This is a genomic window from Reyranella sp. GW821-FHT14A01 (assembly GCF_058803965.1).
In genome coordinates this window covers 1-20,446 of the sequence record NZ_JBXAPM010000017.1, presented here as the reverse complement: position 1 = coordinate 20,446, position 20,446 = coordinate 1, and the positions used below count along the sequence as shown (strand labels likewise).

Annotated in this window: 20 protein-coding genes and 1 tRNA gene; 12 read left to right on the top strand and 9 right to left on the bottom strand. The window is 64.3% G+C overall.

What is annotated here, in order from left to right:
- Positions 1-11 precede the first annotated feature (11 nt).
- Together AC1ROX_RS26090 and AC1ROX_RS26085 are read left to right on the top strand one after the other, a co-directional pair.
- Complete coding sequence (locus AC1ROX_RS26090; RefSeq protein ID WP_493130759.1) at positions 12-719, top strand: HAD-IA family hydrolase; 708 nt, start codon at positions 12-14, stop codon at positions 717-719.
- A 43-nt stretch (positions 720-762) separates the two neighbouring features.
- Positions 763-837: transfer RNA gene (locus AC1ROX_RS26085), tRNA-Val, on the top strand.
- Between the two features lie 502 nt (positions 838-1,339).
- Here AC1ROX_RS26085 and AC1ROX_RS26080 read toward each other — a convergent pair.
- Positions 1,340-2,302, bottom strand: a complete 963-nt coding sequence (locus AC1ROX_RS26080; RefSeq protein WP_493130758.1) for a cupin domain-containing protein — start codon at positions 2,300-2,302, stop codon at positions 1,340-1,342.
- A gap of 195 nt (positions 2,303-2,497) precedes the next feature.
- Between AC1ROX_RS26080 and AC1ROX_RS26075 the strand changes: the two genes are divergently transcribed.
- The 8 genes from AC1ROX_RS26075 (at position 2,498) to AC1ROX_RS26040 (ending at position 10,158) form a co-directional block, all read left to right on the top strand.
- Positions 2,498-3,268 carry an alpha/beta fold hydrolase gene (locus tag AC1ROX_RS26075; RefSeq protein WP_493130757.1) on the top strand — a complete coding sequence of 257 codons (771 nt, stop codon included), beginning with the start codon at positions 2,498-2,500 and terminating at the stop codon, positions 3,266-3,268.
- 85 nt (positions 3,269-3,353) lie between these two features.
- Positions 3,354-4,214: an alpha/beta fold hydrolase gene (locus AC1ROX_RS26070; RefSeq protein ID WP_493130756.1), complete on the top strand. Its 861-nt coding sequence runs from the start codon at positions 3,354-3,356 to the stop codon at positions 4,212-4,214.
- A gap of 35 nt (positions 4,215-4,249) precedes the next feature.
- Positions 4,250-4,744 carry a DUF302 domain-containing protein gene (locus AC1ROX_RS26065; RefSeq protein ID WP_493130755.1) on the top strand — a complete coding sequence of 165 codons (495 nt, stop codon included), beginning with the start codon at positions 4,250-4,252 and terminating at the stop codon, positions 4,742-4,744.
- Between the two features lie 53 nt (positions 4,745-4,797).
- Positions 4,798-5,325: a hypothetical protein gene (locus tag AC1ROX_RS26060; protein WP_493130754.1), complete on the top strand. Its 528-nt coding sequence runs from the start codon at positions 4,798-4,800 to the stop codon at positions 5,323-5,325.
- Between the two features lie 156 nt (positions 5,326-5,481).
- Entirely contained in the window at positions 5,482-7,122 is a 1,641-nt protein-coding gene (locus AC1ROX_RS26055) for an Ig-like domain-containing protein (protein ID WP_493130752.1), read from the top strand.
- A 144-nt stretch (positions 7,123-7,266) separates the two neighbouring features.
- A complete protein-coding gene (locus AC1ROX_RS26050; protein WP_493130750.1) occupies positions 7,267-7,806 on the top strand; it encodes a histidine phosphatase family protein in 540 nt (179 codons plus the stop codon).
- Between the two features lie 66 nt (positions 7,807-7,872).
- Positions 7,873-9,072 (top strand): multidrug effflux MFS transporter, encoded by a 1,200-nt coding sequence (locus tag AC1ROX_RS26045; protein ID WP_493130748.1) that lies wholly within the window; start codon positions 7,873-7,875, stop codon positions 9,070-9,072.
- A gap of 33 nt (positions 9,073-9,105) precedes the next feature.
- On the top strand, positions 9,106-10,158 hold the full coding sequence (locus AC1ROX_RS26040) for a prolyl hydroxylase family protein (protein ID WP_493130746.1): 1,053 nt from the start codon (positions 9,106-9,108) through the stop codon (positions 10,156-10,158).
- Between the two features lie 19 nt (positions 10,159-10,177).
- Here AC1ROX_RS26040 and AC1ROX_RS26035 read toward each other — a convergent pair whose 3' ends face one another.
- The 6 genes from AC1ROX_RS26035 to AC1ROX_RS26010 all read right to left on the bottom strand — a co-directional run bounded on the left by AC1ROX_RS26035 (position 10,178) and on the right by AC1ROX_RS26010 (position 16,142).
- Positions 10,178-11,185: a TauD/TfdA dioxygenase family protein gene (locus AC1ROX_RS26035; RefSeq protein ID WP_493130744.1), complete on the bottom strand. Its 1,008-nt coding sequence runs from the start codon at positions 11,183-11,185 to the stop codon at positions 10,178-10,180.
- 43 nt (positions 11,186-11,228) lie between these two features.
- Positions 11,229-12,740, bottom strand: a complete 1,512-nt coding sequence (locus AC1ROX_RS26030; RefSeq protein WP_493130742.1) for a M81 family metallopeptidase — start codon at positions 12,738-12,740, stop codon at positions 11,229-11,231.
- A 154-nt stretch (positions 12,741-12,894) separates the two neighbouring features.
- Complete coding sequence (locus AC1ROX_RS26025) at positions 12,895-13,443, bottom strand: carboxymuconolactone decarboxylase family protein (RefSeq protein ID WP_493130740.1); 549 nt, start codon at positions 13,441-13,443, stop codon at positions 12,895-12,897.
- Between the two features lie 71 nt (positions 13,444-13,514).
- Positions 13,515-14,183: a ChrR family anti-sigma-E factor gene (locus tag AC1ROX_RS26020; protein ID WP_493130738.1), complete on the bottom strand. Its 669-nt coding sequence runs from the start codon at positions 14,181-14,183 to the stop codon at positions 13,515-13,517.
- Positions 14,180-14,737 carry a sigma-70 family RNA polymerase sigma factor gene (locus AC1ROX_RS26015; RefSeq protein WP_493130736.1) on the bottom strand — a complete coding sequence of 186 codons (558 nt, stop codon included), beginning with the start codon at positions 14,735-14,737 and terminating at the stop codon, positions 14,180-14,182. The genes AC1ROX_RS26020 and AC1ROX_RS26015 overlap by 4 nt, the downstream gene beginning before the upstream one ends.
- Positions 14,738-14,747: 10 nt before the next feature.
- Positions 14,748-16,142, bottom strand: coding sequence for a M20 family metallopeptidase (locus AC1ROX_RS26010; protein WP_493130734.1), 1,395 nt, complete (start codon positions 16,140-16,142; stop codon positions 14,748-14,750).
- Between the two features lie 54 nt (positions 16,143-16,196).
- Between AC1ROX_RS26010 and AC1ROX_RS26005 the strand changes: the two genes are divergently transcribed.
- Positions 16,197-17,342, top strand: coding sequence for an iron-containing alcohol dehydrogenase (locus AC1ROX_RS26005; RefSeq protein ID WP_493130732.1), 1,146 nt, complete (start codon positions 16,197-16,199; stop codon positions 17,340-17,342).
- Here the strand turns inward: AC1ROX_RS26005 and speB are convergent.
- Positions 17,339-18,313, bottom strand: coding sequence for an agmatinase (gene speB, locus AC1ROX_RS26000; protein ID WP_493130730.1), 975 nt, complete (start codon positions 18,311-18,313; stop codon positions 17,339-17,341). The two genes, AC1ROX_RS26005 and speB, sit on opposite strands and share 4 nt — an antisense overlap.
- A 17-nt stretch (positions 18,314-18,330) precedes the next feature.
- Positions 18,331-19,668: an aspartate aminotransferase family protein gene (locus tag AC1ROX_RS25995; protein ID WP_493130728.1), complete on the bottom strand. Its 1,338-nt coding sequence runs from the start codon at positions 19,666-19,668 to the stop codon at positions 18,331-18,333.
- 172 nt (positions 19,669-19,840) lie between these two features.
- Here AC1ROX_RS25995 and AC1ROX_RS25990 point away from each other — a divergent pair, with 172 nt between their 5' ends.
- Positions 19,841-20,389 (top strand): hypothetical protein, encoded by a 549-nt coding sequence (locus AC1ROX_RS25990; protein WP_493130726.1) that lies wholly within the window; start codon positions 19,841-19,843, stop codon positions 20,387-20,389.
- Positions 20,390-20,446: the final 57 nt, after the last annotated feature.

Genomic DNA, 20,446 nt, shown 5'->3' with positions numbered 1-20,446 from the left:
GAGGAAACGGCATGCAAACAGATGCCGAAAAACTCATCACCTCCCGTTTCGACACGGTCCTCTACGACCTCGACGGTACCCTGATCGACAGTGCCAAGGACATGCAGCTGGCCGTCAGCAACGTCCTGGCCGATCACGGCCTGCCGCCCGTCACCGAGGACGATGTCCGCATTTTCATGGGCCAGGGCAGCAAGGTCACCATGGGCAAGGCCTTCGCCAAGCACGGCAAATCGCTGGACGACGCGGCCCTGACCGCCGTGACGCGCGAGTTCGTGCGCTATTACGAAGCCGACCCGATCAGCCACACCACCGCCTTCGCCGGCGTGGCCGACGTGGTTACCACCTTTGCCCGTCTCGGCCTGAAGCAGGGCGTCTGCACCAACAAGTTCGAGAAGCCCTCGCGCATGATCCTCGAGCACCTGAAGCTGATGCCGCCGATCAGCGACGTGGCCGGCGCCGACAGCTTCCCCGTCCGCAAGCCCGACCCGCGCCACATCCTGATGCTGCTGGAGCGCATGGGCGGCGACCCGCGGCGCGCCGTCATGATCGGCGATTCGACGCACGACGCCGAGGCCGCCCGCGGCGCCGGCATCCCGGCCGTGCTGGTGAGCTGGGGCTACACGGCCAAGCCCGCGAGCGAGCTGGGCGCCGACGCCGTGATCGACCGTTTCGACGCCCTCCCCGAGGCGCTGGCCAAGCTCGCGGCGGGGCGCCGATGACCCGTTGACGATTCCGGCCGCCTGCCCTATACGCGCCCCTTCCGGGCGCTTAGCTCAGCGGGAGAGCACACCCTTCACACGGGTGGGGTCGAAGGTTCAATCCCTTCAGCGCCCACCATCTACCCTCCGGAAATTGTCAGGTTTCTCGGCATTCCGAGCGCCGGGCCTCGTTCGCCATCCTGCATGAACCTGCACGAAGCGGCTGTTTTCCTTCCCCACGGGTTCCTCGCCTACGTCTACTCCAGAGGCTTCTCGGCTCCGAACCCTACTTTTGGTTCACGAGACGCGATTTCCTCACGGACCCCAGCCAACGCCCCTTGAACGATCGACAGCTCCCTAAGGACCTCGGCGGGAAGCGTCGCATCTGAAGCGAGCTTTTGAATGAGCTCCAGGCGAGCCGCTTCCAGCTTGTCACGAAGAGTGTGTATCGGTTGAGCTGTCTGCATCGTCCTCTCCCTTTGGCTTTACAACGTCTTTCAGGATCTTAACGGCAAGCAGCAATGTGCTGAGGGCCGGTGGCCTCCTCACCGGCAACGCTGTCGGAAGCCTATCGTTTCCACGGAAGTGGTCCCGTGTGATGGCCTACCGTTATTCGCGGCAGAAGGGGCGGCGTCGCGAGATCAATCGGCTGCTTCTGCTTCCAGAGCGTCTTCTTGCATACGGCCACCGTCGGCGCGACGAACTGCACGGTACCGGCCCGGCGACTCGCCATGATGCCGATGGAACAGTTTCGAAAACGCGGCCGCGCTCTCGTAGCCGACACGGGTCGCAATCCGTGCAATGCCTTCGTCGGTCGTTTCGAGCAGAAACGCGGCCTCCGACATGCGGCGTGCGATCAGGTAACGATACATCGACTGGCCGACGAGCTTCGTGAAGCGAGCCGAAAACGCCGAGCGACCGAGCCCGACATTGTGCCCGAGGTCGCCAAGGGTCCAGGGCTGATCCGGTCGTTCGTGGATCAACTGAAGCGCCGGTCCGATGTGCGGGTCCGCCATCGCCCCCAGCCACCCGCCTTCACCGGGACCGAGAGACTTGATCCAGCTCCGCAAGACCTCGACAAAAAGCACTTCCGTCAACCGGGAGAGCGCGACGCCCTGACCGGGACGCTCGAGTGCTGCCTCGCTCACCATGCGTTTCAGAATCGCCTCGAGCCATCCACCGTCTTCCGTGGGCTTCAGGAGAAGCACGGGCGGAAGCAATTCCAGAACGCTGCCCCGCGAGGGCCGCGCCACCGTGAAATTGCCGCAGATCATCGTCGAGAGCGGCTGCGCACTGCCGCCGTGGCGAACGAGACCGAGACGTCCGGGCAGTCGTTCGATATCCAAAAGCGGCAGCGGCTTCGCCTCGCGATCCGAATAAATCACATGAGGCTCGCCGCGCGTGACGACAAAAAAATCGCCCTCGGCCATATGGAATTCCTGTCCCCCTTCAAACGCGAGGGTTGCAGAGCCACGACTGAGATAATGGAACAGGGCGTAAGGGCGCGCCGGCAACGACAAATTCCACGGGTGCCCGAGCTCGAAGTGGAAGAGCAAAGCCCCACCGAGGCGAACGCGATCGAGCACTTCGCCAAGAATATCCATGCTCCGATGTTAAGCCGCCGGACGGTCAGACACAATATTCGGACGATTGGGTCCTGTCGTCCGAGTGATCCCCGCATTAGGTGATGTCTCGGCAGGCCGACGTGTGGTGCGGCAACCATTTTCGCCAATACAGATGGAACAGACGCCACCTCACCGCGCCCTTCCCACCCCTCGAACATTTCAACAGGACAACCCATGCGCACTCTTCTGCTCTCCGCTGCCACCGCCTTGCTGGCCGGGGTCCCGTTTGGCGTCTTCGCCCAATCGGCTCATCTCCCGAACGGTGCGGCTCACAACATCGTTCTCGTCCATGGCGCTTTCGTCGACGAGACGAGCTGGAAGCCCGTCGCCGATATCCTCTCAAAGAAGGGCTACACCGTAACGCTCGTCGAAAATCCGCTCACATCGCTTGCAGCGGATGTCGATGCCACCAAACGCGCGCTCGAAAAGCAGAACGGCAGGACCGTTCTCGTCGGCCACTCCTGGGGCGGCGTGGTCGTCACACAGGCAGGTGGCGATCCCAAGGTCTCGGCGCTGGTCTACGTCTCCGCCTTCGCGCCCGACGTGGGCGAATCTCTGGCAAGCCTCGCCAAAGGCGGTCCGGCAACCGAGGGCAGCGCGGCCATTCATCCCGACGCAAAGGGCAACCTCTACATCGATCCCAAGGTGTTTCCGTCTGCCGTCGCGGCCGACCTTCCCCCGAAGATCGCCGAAACCCTGGCAACCCATCAGCTCCCGCTGAACCACGTGGCATTCGAGGCCCCTGTCGATACGGCAGCCTGGCGAACCAAGCCCACATTCTATGTGATCAGCACGAAGGACAAGGTTATCGCCCCCGAGGCACAGAAGATGTTCGCCGCCAGGATCAAGGCGCAGACGACAGAGGTCGCCGGCAGCCATGCGTCCCTCGTCGTTCACGCCAAGGAAGTCGCCGACGTCATCGAAAAGGCCGCGCTCGCGAAGTGACGACCGGGGCTCCCGGCGCATTCGTGCCGGGAGCCCAGGCTCGCCTTAGACCTGATCAAGTTGAACCGCACATCCGGAGAATGACATGACTGAAGCCGACACTGCGAGCGAGGCCACCGACAGGCTGGAAACGGCGGCCACCCGTTACGTCGAAGGCAGCGGCATCCGCTTCGCCTATCGCCTTCTCGGCCCGTCGACCGGAACGCCGCTGATCCTGCTGCAGCACTTCTCCGGTAACATCGACGCCTGGGATCCCGCCGTCGTGAATGCCCTGGCTGCCGATCGTCCGGTGATTGCCTTCGACAACGCAGGGGTCGGCCGCTCGACGGGCCAGACGCCCGACAATATCGCGGCGATGGCCCGGGATGCGGTCGCGTTCATCGACCTGCTCGGCCTTTCCGAAGTCGACCTGCTGGGCTTTTCCCTTGGCGGCTGCATCGCCCAACAAATCGCGGCCGAGCACGGACGGCTGGTCCGCAAGCTCATCCTTGTCGGCACCGCTCCGAAGGGTGGAGAGGAACACCTGCTGGCGGTTCTTCGGGAGGCGTTTGCTCAAACCGAGGCGCCCGACCCGCGCCTGCCGCTGTTCTTCACGAAGTCGGCCGCCAGCCAGGCAGCCGGCGTGGCGTTCCTGCACCGGGCGAAGGTGCGCACGGAAGACCGGGATACAGACAATGGCAGCGCCGTAACCGGTCCGCAGGCCACCGCGCTGATTGCGTGGTGCGCCACCACCGAACCCGGACACGCCACGCTGCGGGCCATCAGCCAGCCCGCCCTGGTCGTCGGCGGGAAGCAGGACACCATGCTGCCGGCGGACAACGCCTACGCGATGTTCAACGCGCTGAGCAACGCCCAGCTTATTCTCTATCCCGATTCCGGGCACGGCGCGCCGTTTCAGTATCCCGCGCTGTTCGTCAGCCACGTCCGCACATTCCTGGAAGCGTAACCGCGAACTACAGGAGAGCCGCTATGGAGGACAGAATGACAATCTCAAAGGTCGAGGTCGAACGCTTCAGTCTCACGTGTTCGAAATCATTCGCCGGCGTCGTAGCCAAGCTCAAGTCGGCCGTCGGGCAACCCGACATGGTCGAGTACTTCAGGTCGACGAGGGCCGCCAATTCCTTCTCTGATCTGGAGCGCATCGTCCAAAGTGGCCTCGGTCGTTCAGGCTTCATGCTTTTCGCGGAATTCGACCTGGGCGCCATCCTGCGCCGTGAAACCGGAGCCGCGACTCCCGAGAGCATGCGGTTCCTGATCGGCAACCCACTGATCATGAAAGAAATGGTGAAGCACGTTCCCGATGCCGGATCCTACGCGCCCGTCACGATCCTCGTCGATGAGAGACCCGATGGTGTCCATGTTTGCTACGACAAAATGGAGAGCTTTCTCAACCCGTATGGCAACCAGAACGCTCTCGCCGTTGCCCGCAGTCTCGATACGAAGATCGCGACCTTGCTCCGCGAATGCACAAGCTGAACTTTCCGACGATGTTTTGGGCGGATGAAAGCGCAGAGTAAGGAATTCCAGACATGTACAAGACACTTCTTGCCATCCTCGCCGCCACGGCCCTTTCCGCCAGAGTCGTCGCGGCTGCTCCCACCGTCAGCGAAGAGCCGCTGGATGCCGCAAGCCTGAACACGATCAGATCGCAGTTCGACAGGCTTATGGAATTGGCCAACAAGCACGATTTCAAGGCTCTCCATGGGATGTTCTGGCAATCGCCCTCGACTCTGTTAGTGGCGAAGAGCGCGATCGCGTCCGATGGGAACTGGGCCGGCTTCTGGGGCAACGAGGCAATCGACCAGAAACTGCACGACATCGGCAGCTCTGGGCCGGTCGTACTTGAGCCGGACTATTCGAAGCTCAAGGTCGTCGGCCTGACGCGCGATGTTGCGGAGTCCTATGTGCCGATGAACATCACGGTCTCCTATGCGGGACAGGATGGAACGGCCAGGCCGTTTCTTATGATCATCAACTGGCTACGCGTCGGGGAGGACTGGAAGGTCGCTTCCGAAATCATTCTGCCGGTGCCGCCGGCACCCGATGCGAAGCGGTAGCCCCCAGCCTTCGACGCCAGTGAGTTCTGTCCAAGTTGCTCGGCATCACTCAGGAGAACACGCTCCACGCGCTTGATAATTGACTAAAGCAACCTCCGTGACAATTATTGTCGACCCGGTGGGAATCCCGTTGGACGACCTACGGTGGAGGGGACGATGGACGAACCTCTTTGGAGGAAGATCGGGATTTGGATCTGGCCGTGGGGGCGGACAGATCCAGCGTCGGCGGACAAGCAGTCTGCATCGACAGCAGATCAATTTTCCAAGGATGTCGCTGCGGCTTCGGCTCTTCTCGATTTCCTCGTCAAGGAAGGGCTACACCCGATCCGGGACCAGATCATCGACGATATAGAAGCGGCTCGCGAGGTCGCCGCGACTGGCACACCCTCGAAGGAGGATCGTGCGAAGTTGTGGAAAGCAAGTCGAGATCTCGCATTGGTGCCGAGGATCACAGTCGTTTCGGCCAGGGTTCCGCCAATCACCTTCTGGAGTGTCGACTCGCCGTGGCCTGGATTGCTGATATGGGTAAGCGTTCTTCCAACAATAATCTGGCTGGTCGCGGCTTTGTGGTGGAAAGGTCCTTGGCATTGGCCGATCGCCTATTTCGCTCTTTCCATGCTCGTGATTACAGGACTTTATGTATTTTCAGGGACGGTCACGAACAACAAGCTCAATCAGATCATAAGGTTTTGCTATTTCTTCACCGGAATTGCCTTGCTGGGTTCGATATTGCCATTCGCTCTTCTCGACCCGCTTTCCAGCAAGAACATAGCGTCGGACGCCCCGCTCGGTATTCTGCAGGGATGCGTCAAACCGGTTAACAAAGACGCCTATCCAAAGGAAGTGCTATGCGAATACAGCGGTAGCCAATGGGTGGCGAACCTGGGTGGCCTCGTGACGGACAAGACCGTGGGCCACATCAATGGCGGACTGGTTGTGCCGCTGTACGTGCTCGTCCTCGCACTGTTTGGTGGGGCTGTCAGCATGACACGCCGGGTTCCCGAATACCAAAGGCGCGCCATGGACTCGCAAGACGTGCTGACCAACGCCGAGGCTCGCGAGAGTCTGGTCTTTCAAATCATGCAGGTGTTCACGGCGCCGCTCATCGCAGTCACCGCCTACTACATCATTCTTCCGGACACACCTCTGAAGTCCGTGGTGCTCGGGTTTGGAAGCGGCTTCGCATCCGAGCCGATCCTGCTGATGATTCGGGCTTTGGTAGACAAGCTGAGGCCGGCAACGGCTGCTCCTCCGCCCACCGCAAGCGGCGACGCTGTCAGCGTCACAGTGACGCCGCCCTCGGCGATCGTACCTCCGGGAACCTCGATGGACTTCGCCGCCAGCGTATCGGGCACCTCAAATACTCAGAGCCTCTGGACCCTCGACCCGCCGGATGCCAGTGCCGGCACCATTTCCCAGAATGGATTGTACGTCGCTCCCGCGTCTCCTCCGACGAAAGGAGTGACTATTACGGTACGAAGCATGGCGAATTCGACGAAGTTCGCCACGGCCAGCGTCAAGATCGAGCCGATCGTCACCGTGAGTCCGGCTGCTGGCGCGCTGGGCCCGGGAGAGAGTCTGCAATTCGAGGCCAAGGCTCTGGGGTTGTCAGGCCCTGGCGTGGATTGGTCCATCGAGCCCAAGGCGGTTGGCCAGATATCGAACAGCGGCTTGTATAGTGCTCCGAGCGCAATCGAAGAGACGAAGACGGTAACGGTCGTCGCGCGCAGCAACGTTGACACGACAAGGTTTGGCAGTGCCAAAATCACCCTCAAGAAGAAGGAGGGTGCCGGGTGAGCGACCTTCCGGCAACCAACCGGTCGAGTGATGACGAAAACTCTGTCTCTTCGACCCGGTGATCGTCTTCCCGACGTCGTGTTGCCGGGCCTGGATGGAACCGGAAGAACAAGCCCATCGCGTCGTGCCGTCATCGGTGCGCTGTTGACCCTGACAACGGGGTTCGTCGCGCGCGCCGTGTCGGCACAGAGCGATTCCTGGGCAGCGTTGCGCCGGCCCGCCTCCTTCGCACTGATTCGCCATGCCCTGGCGCCGGGAAACGACGATCCGCCGGGTTTTCGTCTCGACGACTGTGCGACACAGCGCAATCTCTCGGCCGAGGGCCGCGCGCAGGCCGTCCGCATCGGCGACCTGTTCCGCGCCAACGGCCTTGCCGCCGCCGACATCCATTCCAGCCAGTGGTGCCGCTGCCTCGAGACCGCGACCCTGATGCAGCTGGGCGGAATACGCCAGCAACCGCTGCTCAATTCCTTCGTCCAGGACCGATCGCGCGAACCCCGCCAGATCGAGGCGCTGCGGCTGTGGATCGGACAACTCGACATCGCGATGCCGACGGTGCTGGTAACGCACCAGGTCGTGATATCGGCCGTCAGCCAGATCTTTCCTGGCAGCGGCGAGATCGTGGTGATGCAACGCATGGCCGACGGCCGCCTGGCGGTTCAGGGACGCCTGCCGACCGCGTGATGTCGGCGCCGAAGGCTGCTATTGAGCCTGCCATTCCGCCTTTCGCGGACAAGTGAATTGCCGCGTATGCGTACGACCAAACCGCCGATCTGGCTGCTGATGAGCGCCACAGTGTCCTCGCAGATGGCGCTGACCATGTTCCTACCGTCCCTGCCGACCATCGCAAGGGAATTGAGCGTCTCCTACGGTACCGCGCAGTTGACGCTGTCGATCTACCTGTTCGCCTTCGCCTTTGCTCAGTTGGCCGTAGGTCCGCTCTCGGACAGTCTGGGCCGCCGGCCGGTGCTGCTGGCCAGCCTCGTCGTGTTCACGATCGGCAGCGTCTGCTGCGCGCTGAGCCCGACGATCGAGACCCTGATCGCCTCGCGCCTGGTCCAGGCCTGCGGCGCCTGCGGCAGCGTGGTGCTGGGGCGTGCCATCGTGCGCGACAGCCGGACCGGTCCCGAAGCCCCCCGGGCGATGGGCTACATGGCCTCTTCCATGGCCCTCGGGCCGGCACTCTCGCCGCTGCTCGGCGGCCAGCTGCTCGGCTTCTTCGGCTGGCGAAGCAATTTCTGGTTCACGGCTGCCTGCGGGATCGCGGTGCTGATCCTGGTCTGGCGCATCCTCGGCGAAACCGCGCCGAAGGCCGCGCCGCGCACGAAGGGCGTGGTGCACGACTATGTCGACGGCTTCCGCGCGGTGCTGCGCGAGCGCCGTTTCATCGGTCTCATGATCGCGGCGACCTGCGCCTCGGCCGGATTCAATGTCTTCTTCTCAGGCGGCCCCATCCTGCTGATCCAGGTCATGGGCGTGGCCGCCGAACTGTTCGGCTGGTTCACGCTCGCCTGGGCGGGCAACTTCGTCGTCGGCAGCCTGGTCTCCAGCCGCCTGCAGGGCCGGGTCAGCAGCCTGCTGCTGATACCGGTGGGACAATCCATTCTCACCATGGGTGCACTGGCGATGATCGTGACGGCGGCGCTGGGCTACGTCACGCCGCTGGCGCTGATCGTGCCGCTGGTCCTGATGGGCTGGGGCAACGGTCTCAACATGCCCAACGCGATGGCGAACGCGCTGGTCTCGGTCCCCGCCAACCGGGTCGGCGCGGCCTCGGCGCTGATGGGCTTCGTGCAGATGATGACCGCCGCGGTGCTGACCCTGCTGGTCGGTTACGTGCCGCACGACACCCAGATGAACATCGGCATCGGCGTCGCCCTGACCGGCATCGTCGGGCTGGCCGGCTGGTGGACTCTGGTGCGCCGGTCGCCCGCCCAGGCCGCCGGTTGAGCGCGGTTATCCGGTATCCTGTACAGTCGAGCGATGACAAACGCGCTGTCTCTCCGCCCCGGTGATCGTCTTCCCGACTTCGTGCTGCCGGGCCTCGACGGAAAACTCCGGAAGTTCATCTGGTCGTTCGGCGGCGATCCGGTCGCGCTGCTCGCCGTGGCGGATCTCGCAGCTCTCGACGGCGAGCAGTTCGCGGCCTTGCGTGCTGCCTGCACCGCGGCGTCGACGAAGCTTGTCGTTGTCGCCGGCAATGCCGTAGCGGCGGCCGGTGCTCTCTGGAAGAAACTCGGCGCGGTCCCCGAAAATCCTCTGCTCCTCTGCGACGAGAAAGGCCAGTTCCTGCCGGCACTCCTCTCCCAGGCCGGTGCGGTATCATTCGGCCAGGGCATGGGCATGCGCCAGCGGGTCATCGTGCTCGACCCCAACCAGAGGGTCGCGACCACCTTTGACACGCGCGCCCTGCTGGCCGCCACCGAGGCAATGGGCGGACTGGCCCAGTCGGTACGCTCCGACGGCGGCGCCGGCCTGCTCCTGAACACCGCCATGGCGCCGGTCATGATCCTGCCGCGCGTCTTCGAGCCGGATTTCTGCACCCAGCTCATCCGGCTGTGGGGCAAGGGCGATCACAAGGATGGCGGCGTTTCCAGCCGCTACGGCAATGTCGACATGTCGGCGCTGAAGCAGACCGAGGACTACACGATCGTCGAGCCGATGATGCAGAAGGCAGTGTCGGATCGGCTGGCCTATCGCATCGGCCCCGAGCTCACCAAGGTCTTCGCCTTCGATCGCGAATTCACCTTCGATGCGCATGTCGTGCTGTCCTACAGCGAAGAGGGCCGGCACTTCTTCGCCGCCCATCGCGACAATGGCGCACCGACCACGGCCGACCGCGCCTTCGCCGTGTCGCTGAACCTCAACGACGATTTCGAGGGCGGCGAGCTGGTGTTTCCCGAATATGCCGGCGTGAGGGTCAGCCCGCCCGCAGGCGCGGCGGCGGTCTTCTCCTGCGGCCTGCTGCACAAGGTCGGCCCCGTGACCCGGGGCCGCCGCTACGTGCTCACGACCTTCTTCCGCCAGAAGCGCTGAACGACGTCAGGCAGCCCCATCAAGCAGCAGTCGCGGGAATCCAGCTCTTCTTCTCGCCTGCATAATAGGCGCCGGGATTGCCGTGCACCGTCGTGCGCCACATCAGGCGGCCCTCGCGATCGCCGTCGAACCAGGTGGCGGCATGGACGAGGCAGCGATTGTCCCAGATCAGGAGATCGCCCTCGGTCCATTCATGGGCGTAGCAGAAGCGACGCTCGGTGTAGTGCGCCATGATCTCGTCGAGCAGCCCGGCCCCTGCCCCGTGCGGGCCGGGCTCCATGCCGACGAACGGCCCCTCGAACCAGTCCATCTGGCCCCATTCGCAGAGGTAGAGCGACTTCTCGCCCGTCACTGGATGGGTACGCACGACCGGCTGCGGCTGCGAGCGTTCATGGGCCGCGAAAACGCGCGGCGTGCGCCCGGAGAGCGCGGCCTCGCGCGAGCGGCCGCTGCCCGGCTGGGCATGCAGCCCGACCAGGGTATCGACCTTCGCCTTCAAGGCCAGCGGCAGCGCCGCATAGGCGAGAATGCCGTTGGCGAACAGGGTCTGGCCGGTGTTCTTCTCAGCCGGCGTCACCGCATAGAAGAGCGAAATATCCGGCGGCGGCCGGCGATAGCTCTGGTCGGTGTGCCAGCCCATGCGATGGGGATACTCCGTCGGGATCAGCCCGTCGGCCGCCAGCGGCGGCTCGGGCCGCTTGGGCGGCGCCTTGCTGACCGGCGCCATGTTCGACACCAGCAGTATCTCGGGCACCGAGACATGCACCGACGTGAGGTTGGTGAGCGTGTGGCGGTAATCTTCGACCTCCGGGCCAAAGACGCGGCTAAGGCGGATCAGCAGGTCGGGATCCTCGGAGATGCCGTTCATGCCCTGGATCAGCAGCAGCCCCTTCGCTTCGGCCAGCGCCGCCGGCAGGGCCTCAGGCTCGGCCTCGGCCGCCGCCACGATCTGCGCGGCATCGCCCTCGAGCCGCAGCGTTGCGCCGAAGGATGCGCCGGGAAAAGGCGCCTCGCGTGTGATGTTCATGCCCATCCTCATGCCAGTGTCATGCCAATGCTCGGGCCAAGGTTCAGGCCCGCTGCCCCGCGTAAGGATCGTTGACGCCGTCGAGCGGCCAGATCGGCCGGCGCAGCTTGGTGAACTTCAGGCGGCTGATGTCGGGCGAGCAGATGCCGCCGGAATCGACCAGCACGATCTCGCGGGCGATCGGTGCATAGGCCGCGCGGAAGTGTTGCACGCTCTTCACCACCACCACGCTCTTGGTCCGTGGGTCGATGCCCTGGCTCAGGAAGACCTGCAGATCGATCGTCTGAATGCGGTTGGAGATGGTCACCACGTCGATACCGCCGATGCGCAGCACGGCGGTCGGCCCCATCGAGGTCTCGACGCCGGCATTCATCGGCCCGTCGTTCTTGAACGAGCCGTCGGACAGCATCTTCACAATGGCCCTCGCCTTCACCGGCCCGCCCATCGAGGGATCGGTGTGGCCGCCCAGCACGACGTCGATCTCCGCGCCGACGCCGGCCTTGATGGCCTGCTGCACCGTGCCGGGGTCGAAGATCGTGCCGAAGGCCACGTTCTGGACGTCCGCGTAGATCAGCGCCTGCAGCACCGGCGTCGTGTCGTTGTAACCGCCGCCGCCCGGATTGTCGGTGCCGTCGGCCACGACCAGTGGGCCCTCCTTGCCGACGCCCGCCTTGGCTGCGGCGATCGCGTCGGAGACCGGCTTGAAGGCCGACGAATTCTCGTCACGGCGCTTCCAGATCTCGTCGAGGATCGCGGCTGCCACTTCCTTCGCGCGCTTTTCGGCCGCCGGCTCGTGGCTCACCGCGATGGACGGGCCGGTATAGGGAATGTCGGCCCAGGTGAAGCCCGCCTGGATGCTGACGACGTTGATGCCCTCCTCCTTCTCGAAGGCGTCGGCCTTGGCCAGCAGATCGCGCATCAGGCCGGGCTGGGTCGTCTTGCCGTGATCGGCGCCTTCCAGCATCGCGGGCTGGATCAGCAGGCACTTCGGCGTCTTCTTACCCTCCAGCGCCTCCTGGACGAGTGCTGCCGCCTGCACCGCGCGCTCGTAGCCGTCGATATGCGGATAGGTGCGGTAGCTCACCAGCGCATTAGCGTTGCGGGCCATCTTGAGCGTGGCGTTGGCGTGCAGGTCGAGCGTGGCGACGACCGGGATGTCCGGCCCGACGATGGCGCGCAACGCCTCGAGCAACGCGCCCTCGGCATCGTCCTCGGTGTCGGTGACGGCGGCGCCGTGCAGCGAGAGGCAGATCGCGTCGAGCTTGCCCGCCTTCTTCGCGGCATCGAGGATCAGGTCGCGGATATGCTCCCAGGTCTCCTTGGTGAGCTTGCCCGACGGCGTAGCATTGGCCGCCGCCGCCCAGACCGGCTCCCAACCGTACTTCTTCACCGAGTCGATATAGCCGCCGACTTCGTTCTTTGTGCCGGTGAAGCGCGGCACCATCTCCTCGCCCTCGATCAGCCAGCGCTTGCGGTAGTCCTCCAGCGTCGTCTTGAGTTTGCTGAAGGTGTTCGTCTCATGCATGAACTGCGCGATCAGGACGCGGTACGCCATCTCTTACTCCTAGTCTTCCATCCCTCCTCCCCATTCAAATGGGGAGGTGCCCCGTCATCGGGGCGGAGGGGTCATGCTTTTTTGCAAAGTCTTGACCCCTCCGTCGTCGTGAGACGCCGACACCTCCCCCGATGACGGGGGAGGAAAACAATACTTACAGCTTGGCCGTCTTCAGCCATTCTGCCTGGCCCTCTTCGCCCTCGACACCCGTGGTTTCGAGGAAGCGGCAGACCATCATGTAATAGCCGATGGTCAGGGTCAGCTCGACCAGCGCGCCCGGCGTCAGGAAGGCCTGCACGGCCTTCAGCGTCTTGTCCGACGCCTTGACGTTGCGCACCACGTCGTCGGCGAAGCGCAGCACGGCCTTCTCGTTGTCGTCGAAGGCCGGCGCCTCGATGGTGGCGTCGCGCAGGGCGGCGATCTTGTCCTCGGTCACGCCGACCTCGCGGCCGATGCGCTCGTGCTGGAAAACCTCATAGGCGGTGCGGCTCAGGCGGCCGACGCGGATGATGGCCAGTTCGCGCAGCACCGGATTCAATTCGCATTTGTAGAGCAGCCCGTTGCCCATGCGCAGGAAGCCCTTCGCGCCCTGCTCGGAGTTGGCCAGCATCCTGTAGATGTTGAGCATGGGATCGAGCTTGCCGAGCAATTCGGCGTGCTTGCCCGTGGCGTTTTCGAGTTCGTAGTACGGAATGCGTGGCATTGGTGTCCTCTTTTCAGGCTGCAAACCTGAAGGGAAGCCCCTGCGGGGTCAACGTCGCTCGGTGGGGCCGCTCAGATCCAGCCGCGTCGGATCAGGGGATTGAACAAGTGGCGCCATCGATTGGTGAGCACGATGGGCCTTTCGATCACGATCATCGCGATGCAGGGCTCGCCCGGATCGGCGATCGGTTCGTGCCGTTCCGAGCCGGGGCCGACGGCAAAATCTCCGACGCCGTAATTGCCGGTCTCGTCCGTATAGCCGCCCTGAAGAACGACCGTGTATTCGTAGCCGGTGTGCTTGTGCTGCGGCAGGCCCTTTCCGGGCTCGAGCCGCAGGAGGGACACGCGATGGAAACTCCCCGGCAGGTCGAGGCGGATCTCTTCGAAGTTGCCCACCACGCGCCGCCAGCCCATGCCCGGCCGCAGGTGCGGCCACAAGGGCGCCGGCGCCCAGTCGAAGCTCGGATGGCGGCGTGCGGCAGGAGCCGGCCGGGGCTCCACCGGAATTTCATCCAGGCGAGCGAGCGCGCGTTCGAGCGCAGCATCGTCGAGGTCGACTGCAAATTTCGAAGCCGCTTCGTTCTCGATAAGTGCGCCGCCAATAGCATTGAGGCGATCGACGGCGCGCCGAGATTGCGGGTCCAGTGCAACATGCAACGCCACGGCGAGCGCCGGCCCGGCAGGCAACGTGCCCGCCGCATAGTCCAGCAGCAGTTCGTCGGGCGCCGGATGGCGGCTCATGATTCGTCTTTCTCCAGCGCATCCCGCAGGCGTGCCAACGCCAGGCGGATGCGCGACTTCACCGTCCCGAGGGGCAACTTCAGCTCCTCGGCGATGACCGTATGTGTCTTGTCCTCGAAGAACGCCTTCTCGACCACCAGCAGTTGATCGGCAGACAATCCCGCGAGCAGCTCCTTCACCCTCGTATACGTCTGTCCTGCGAGAACGGATTTGTCGGCATCGTCGTCTTCGGGTGCAAATACCGTGAGCCAATCCTCCGTGTCGATCGCCGGCCGGTTGTTACGCCGCAGGAAGTCGATCCGCTTGTTGCGGGCGATCGTATAGAGCCAGGTGGCCGCCGAGGCCCGCGTCCGATCGAAGCTGGCGGCCTTGCGCCACACCATGATGAGCGCTTCCTGCGCCACTTCCTGCGCGGACTCTGCGTCGGCGCCGCCGCGCATGATGAAGGCCTTTAGGCGCGGCGCGTAGTGGCGGAAGAGAGTCGCGAAAGCCGCGCGATCCTGACGGGTCGCGATGGCTTCGATCAGGTCTGCGGCCTCGTCGGCTGACAGCATCAGGCAGAGCTTACCCCGGCCGGCCCTGCGCGCCCAAATCCCAGAACAGGCCCGTCATCAGGCGCAGCCCGTCCCGCGCGACCGGCGTCAGCAGATGCTCGTCCGGTGCATGCTGCGAGCAGGCGGCATAGGAATGCGGCACCCAGACCGTCGGCAGGCCGAGGATGTCGGTGAACACCTCGTTCGGCAGCGAACCGCCGAGATTGGGCAGCATGTTGGGCTTCTGTCCCGCCGTCTTCTCGATCGAGTTCGACGCGAACCTGGCCCACGGGTTTTCGGGATCGAGGCGCGTTGCGTTCATGATCACGTCGCGCGCCTGTTCGATCTCGATCATGCCGAAGCCATGCTTCTCCAGATGCCGGCGCAGCGCCGGGATGATGTCGTGCGGGTCGGTGCCGACGACGAAGCGCAGTTGGCAGTAGGCGACGGCACTGGGCGGGATGGCGTTGACCGGCCGGTCGGGATTGCCGGTCTTGAAGGCCAGCACCTCGAAGCTGTTCCAGCCGAACACGCGCTCGACCGGCGTCAGCGACTTCTCGCCCCAATCCTCGTTGATCTCGGGCGCCCCTTCACCGGCATCGACATGGGCGTCGGCCAAAGCCGCGCGGATCGAGTTGGTGAGCGTCTTGGGCCGCCATTCCGGCACTTTGATCTGGCCGCGCTCGTCGGTAATCGTCGCCAACGCATGGGCCATGATGATGCCGGGATTGGCCAGCAGCCCGCCCCAGTTACCCGAATGGTGACCGCCCTCGCGCATCGTGAGCTTCAGGTTGAAGTTCAGCGTGCCCCGGGTGCCGCCGAAGATGGTCGGCCGGCGATGGTCGAGCCGCGGCCCATCCGAGCCGATCAGGGCGTCGGCCTTGAGCGCGTCCTTGTTGGCCTTGCAGAAGTCGCCGAGGCCGGGCGAGCCCGTCTCCTCGCCGGTCTCGATCAGGATCGTCGAGTTGAAGCCCAGCGAGCCCCGTTCCTGCATGACGCAGGCAAGGGCCGCGATGTTGATCGTGTGCTGGCCTTTGTTGTCAGCCGTGCCGCGGCCATACATCTTCTCGCCCTCGATCACGATCTTCCAGGGCGAGAGACCGGCGCGCCATTGCTCCTCCTGGCCCCGGATCACGTCGCCATGGCCGTAAGTCAGCACGGTCGGCTTGGACGGATCCTCGACCCGGCGGGCGATCAGGAACGGGCCGTATTCGCTGCGCGGGTTGGGCAGCACCGTGCAGTCGTAACCGAGCTTCTGCAGCGACTCGGTCATCTCGCCGGAGACATATTCCTGAAGGGCGGGCATCGAGCCCTGCTCCTGGCTGGTCGTGGGGATGGCCACCCGCCGCTGCAGCTCCTCGAGGAAACCGCCATCGTCGAAGTATTTCTCTGCGCGGGCGATCGCGCCATCCCGTGTGCCGGTCATGCTTTTCCTTGCCTGGTTCTGCCGTCACGATAGCAAAATTACAGGGGGAAGAGCATGACCGCTTCGGGCCGCGTCGTTTTCAGCAGGATGGAGGAAGTCATCTTCGGCCGGCCCGCCGCCGAGGCCGTCGCGGAGCTGGTCGAGCGCCAGGGCGCAGCCCGCGTGTTCCTGATGGTGAGCGGCACGCTGAACCGCGAGACGGACGAGATCGAGAAGCTGCGCCGGGCGCTGGGCAACAAGTGCGTCGGCACCTTCGACAGGATGCCCGCCCATTCGCCTCGCGCCGCGGTCGTTGCGGCCGCCGAGCAGGCCCGCGAGGCCCGCGCCGACCTGATCGTGACGCTGGGCGGCGGCTCGATCACCGATGCGGCCAAGGCGGTCCAACTCTGCCTCGCCAACGACGTGCGCACGCCCGAGGACATGGACCGGATCCGCGGCCAGGCGGACGTGAAGCCGCCGACCGTGCGGCAGATCTCGATCCCCACCACGCTCTCGGCCGGTGAGTTCTCCGGCATCGCCGGCGTCACCAACGAGGCGACCAAGGTGAAGGAGATGTTCCGCCATCCCCTCACCATCCCGCAGGCCGTCATCCTCGATCCCGAGGTGACCCGCCACACGCCGATGTGGCTCCTGCTCTCGACCGGCATCCGCGCCGTCGATCACTGCGTCGAGGGCGTCTGCTCCCTCGAATCCACGGAGTTCAGCAACGCCTCTTCGCTGCATGGCCTGTCGCTGCTGGCGCGCGGCCTGCCCCGGGTGAAGGCTGATCCCTCCGACATGGCCGCCCGCCTCGATTGCCAGACCGGCTCCTGGCTCTCGATGGCCGGCATCGCCGCCGGCGTCCCGATGGGCGCCAGCCACGGCATCGGCTACGTGCTGGGCGCCGTGTTCGACGTCCCGCACGGCCATACCTCGTGCATCATGCTGCCCTCGGTCATGCGCTGGAACAAACCCGCCAACGCCGACCGCCAGGCACTGATCGCCAATGCGATGGGCCATCCCGGCCAGGACGCCGGCGACGTGCTCGACCGGTTCATCCGCGGCCTCGACATGCCGCGCTCCCTCTCCGACGTGAAGATCGGCCGCGAACAGTTCGACCGCATCGCCCAACAGGCGATGGGCACGCCCTGGGTCCCGCGCAACCCCCGCCCGATCCCGACTCCCGCTGAGGTGAAGGAGATATTGGAGCTGGCGGCCTAAATCCGCCCCTTCCGCTTCGCTACCGACTCCGCGAGCAGGCAGAGGATCTCCCACATCATGGTGACGCCGACGAGGGCGGTGTTGCCGCTCATGTCGAAGGGCGGCGAGACCTCGACGACGTCGCCGCCGACAAGGTCGAGGCCGCGCAGGCCGCGCAGCATGCGCTGGGCCTCGTGCGGGGTGTAGCCGCCGATCTCCGGCGTGCCGGTGCCGGGCGCGTAGGCCGGGTCGAGGCCGTCGACGTCGAAGCTCACATAGGTTGGGCCGGTGCCGACGACGCGGCGGGCCTCCTCGATCACCTTCTCGACGCCGAGGTCGAAATACTCCTCGATGGTGATGACCCGCATGCCCTGGTCGACGGCCCATTGGTTGTCGTCGGCCTTGTAGAGCGAGCCTCGGATGCCGATCTGGACCACGCGCTTGGGATCGAGCAGCCCCTCCTCCACGGCGCGGCGGAAGGGCGTGCCGTGCGTGTACTTGAAGCCGCCGAAATAGGTGTCCCAGGTGTCGCTATGGGCGTCGAAATGGACCATGCCGAGTGGCGGCAGGCCTTTGCGGATGCCGCGCATGATCGGCAAGGTGATCAGATGATCGCCGCCCGCCGATAGCGGCACCACGCCGGCGGCATGGAGCTTGGCGTAGTGCTTCTCGATGCGGTCGAGCGAATCGTCGAGGCTGGCGGGATTGACCGGCGCATCGCCGAGATCGCCGCATTTCGCCAATTCATAGGGGGCGACCCGCGTCACATGGTGGATGCGGCGCATCATGGTGGAGAGGTCGCGCATCTGGCGCGGGCCGTGCCGCGCGCCGGGACGGTTGGTCGTGCCGCCGTCCCAGGGCACGCCGACCATGCCGATCTCGACTTCTGCCGGGTCACGGAACAGCGGCAGGCGCATGAAGGTGGCGACATCGCCGAAGCGGGGCACCACGGTGCCGGCGACCGGCTGGGGGAATTCATGGCTCTTGGTCATGCCCCCAATGTAGGCCGTTACGGCGCCTGCAAAAGGGCCTTTCTCGCCGATACGAACTCTTCCAAGGCTGCCACGAAACGGTCGCCTTCGGTGTCGCCGATCATGATGTTCAGCGCCACGAAACCGCGGCGGGCGATCCAGATGCCGGCCGCGCTCATGTCGAAGAAGAACAGCTCCTTGGCGTCCTGGTTGGACGAGGCGATGTCGGCCGCCGTCTTGATCGGCCGTGCCGTGGCGTGCGCCGTCATCATCGAGCCGATGCCGGAGAACTGGAAGGCGACGCCCGCCCTCTTGCAGATCGCATTCAGCCGCTCGCGGATCGCGTCGCCGCGGTCGTTGAGCGTCTTGGCCGCCTCGGCCGTGTAGACCTCGCCGTAGCCCGCGACGCCCGCGGCCATGGTGAGCGCGTTGTTGTTGAAGGTGCCGGCATGGGGCAGCGCGTCCGGCTTGGTCGGGTCGAACAGCTCCATGATCTCGCGCTTGCCGCCGAAGGCGCCGAACGACATGCCGCCGCCGATATACTTGCCGAGCGTCGTCATGTCGGGAATGACGCCGTGCTTGGCCTGCAGGCCGCCCGGCGAGAGGCGCGAGGTCATGACCTCGTCGAAGATCATGGTGATGCCGCGCGCCTTCGTCTCCTCGCGCACCGCCTTCAGGAACTCGACATCGCCCGGCAGGCAACCGTGGCTGCCCTGCATCGGCTCCAGCAGGACGGCGAATAGTTCCTCGCCATGTTTGGCCAGCAGCGCCTTGGTGCCCTCGATGTCGTTGTAGGGCGCCACCACGTATTCGTAGGGCATGTTCACGGGGCTGCCGCCGCTCACGAAATAGAGCACGCCGCCGTGATAACCGCCGTGGAACACCATGACCTTGGTGGCCTTGGTGCGGCCCTTGCGCTGGGCGTAGACGCGCGCGCCGGCCAGCGCCATCACGTTGCTCTCGGTGCCGGAGTTGGTGAAGCGCACCAGGTCGATCGACGGCATGCGGTCGGCGATCAGCTTGGCGAGCTTGCCCTCGTTCTCGTTACGGCCGCCATAGTTCCAGCCGTGGTTCAGCGCGCGATCAATGGCGGCGCGGATCACCGGATGGGAGTGGCCGTAGATGCCAGCGGTGTATTCGCCCAGCACGTCGATATATTCGTGGCCGTCAGCGTCCCACAGGCGGCAGCCCTCGCCACGCACGACCGTGAGCGGGAACGGCGAATTGTGCAGGGTCGTGCGGGTGTTGCCGCCGGGCATGGCCACGCAGGCATCCTGGTGGCGGGCGAAGCTCTTGGGATTGCGGTCGACATAGGCCTGCTTGGCCTCGGCCAGGGCAGATTGCAGATCCGAATTCACCAGCGCTTGATCGGGCACGTCACTCTCTCCTCAGGTGGGAACAAGACTATAGCAGTACCTTCCCAGCTCGGAAGCATCGATGGCGCCCCACTCCGCCCGCATACGACAAGCGGAGGGCGTGTAATTGTTACGAGTGTGCACAATATAGTTGGTGTATGATACGCAGTACTTACTACTTGGAGTCGCTTCCATGCCGGTGAAGATTGCCGATGTCGTACGCGATCTAAAGACCAACGCAGGCTTCGCCATTCTGCTCGCTGCCGCATGGATACTTTCGTCTGTAAGTTACGAGAATGCCCTCAGAATGCGTGAGCAAACTCGTGATTTGGTCGCCTATCTGCTTTTGCGCGACACTCTAGACGCATATGACTTCAACAACATTGAATGGCCCACACAGGGAAACTCCACGAACGAAGTTTGCGAGCTTGTGACATCCAATAGAGGCGACACCCCATCGTGCTCCAAGATATTGATCAGGGCGCCATGGGACTCCAGCCTGACGTCAACCGTCACAATAGCTCCCCACAAAAACAAGTCGCTCGACGGCTATCTGTATACGGCAACATTCAGCAACGAGTTTGTTCCTTTTGGCAGATATGTCATCGCAAGTGTCAACGGCAAGGCGATCATACTGCAAGACTTACCCTACGTGGGCCCACGAAACGTCTTGGACAATGCGTTGTTGAAAGACAGGCCACACCAACTTCTCCGCTCTCCGATGTACGGACCGGAGACATAGTGAACGGATGTTCGGAGACATGGTGAACACTCCCAGGGAGTGTACCCATGAGGTTTC

Bases quoted from the DNA above. Each gene is read 5' to 3' on its own strand.
- AC1ROX_RS26005 (WP_493130732.1), top strand. From the start codon at position 16,197: ATGACCGCTTCGGGCCGCGTCGTTTTCAGCAGGATGGAGGAAGTCATC.
- AC1ROX_RS26025 (WP_493130740.1), bottom strand. From the start codon at position 13,443: ATGCCACGCATTCCGTACTACGAACTCGAAAACGCCACGGGCAAGCAC.
- AC1ROX_RS26040 (WP_493130746.1), top strand. From the start codon at position 9,106: ATGACAAACGCGCTGTCTCTCCGCCCCGGTGATCGTCTTCCCGACTTC.
- AC1ROX_RS26045 (WP_493130748.1), top strand. From the start codon at position 7,873: ATGCGTACGACCAAACCGCCGATCTGGCTGCTGATGAGCGCCACAGTG.
- AC1ROX_RS26075 (WP_493130757.1), top strand. From the start codon at position 2,498: ATGCGCACTCTTCTGCTCTCCGCTGCCACCGCCTTGCTGGCCGGGGTC.
- AC1ROX_RS26010 (WP_493130734.1), bottom strand. From the start codon at position 16,142: ATGACCGGCACACGGGATGGCGCGATCGCCCGCGCAGAGAAATACTTC.
- AC1ROX_RS25990 (WP_493130726.1), top strand. From the start codon at position 19,841: ATGCCGGTGAAGATTGCCGATGTCGTACGCGATCTAAAGACCAACGCA.
- AC1ROX_RS26015 (WP_493130736.1), bottom strand. From the start codon at position 14,737: ATGCTGTCAGCCGACGAGGCCGCAGACCTGATCGAAGCCATCGCGACC.
- AC1ROX_RS26080 (WP_493130758.1), bottom strand. From the start codon at position 2,302: ATGGATATTCTTGGCGAAGTGCTCGATCGCGTTCGCCTCGGTGGGGCT.
- AC1ROX_RS26090 (WP_493130759.1), top strand. From the start codon at position 12: ATGCAAACAGATGCCGAAAAACTCATCACCTCCCGTTTCGACACGGTC.
- AC1ROX_RS26020 (WP_493130738.1), bottom strand. From the start codon at position 14,183: ATGAGCCGCCATCCGGCGCCCGACGAACTGCTGCTGGACTATGCGGCG.
- AC1ROX_RS26065 (WP_493130755.1), top strand. From the start codon at position 4,250: ATGACAATCTCAAAGGTCGAGGTCGAACGCTTCAGTCTCACGTGTTCG.
- AC1ROX_RS26060 (WP_493130754.1), top strand. From the start codon at position 4,798: ATGTACAAGACACTTCTTGCCATCCTCGCCGCCACGGCCCTTTCCGCC.
- AC1ROX_RS26055 (WP_493130752.1), top strand. From the start codon at position 5,482: ATGGACGAACCTCTTTGGAGGAAGATCGGGATTTGGATCTGGCCGTGG.
- AC1ROX_RS26070 (WP_493130756.1), top strand. From the start codon at position 3,354: ATGACTGAAGCCGACACTGCGAGCGAGGCCACCGACAGGCTGGAAACG.
- AC1ROX_RS26035 (WP_493130744.1), bottom strand. From the start codon at position 11,185: ATGAACATCACACGCGAGGCGCCTTTTCCCGGCGCATCCTTCGGCGCA.
- speB (WP_493130730.1), bottom strand. From the start codon at position 18,313: ATGACCAAGAGCCATGAATTCCCCCAGCCGGTCGCCGGCACCGTGGTG.
- AC1ROX_RS26030 (WP_493130742.1), bottom strand. From the start codon at position 12,740: ATGGCGTACCGCGTCCTGATCGCGCAGTTCATGCATGAGACGAACACC.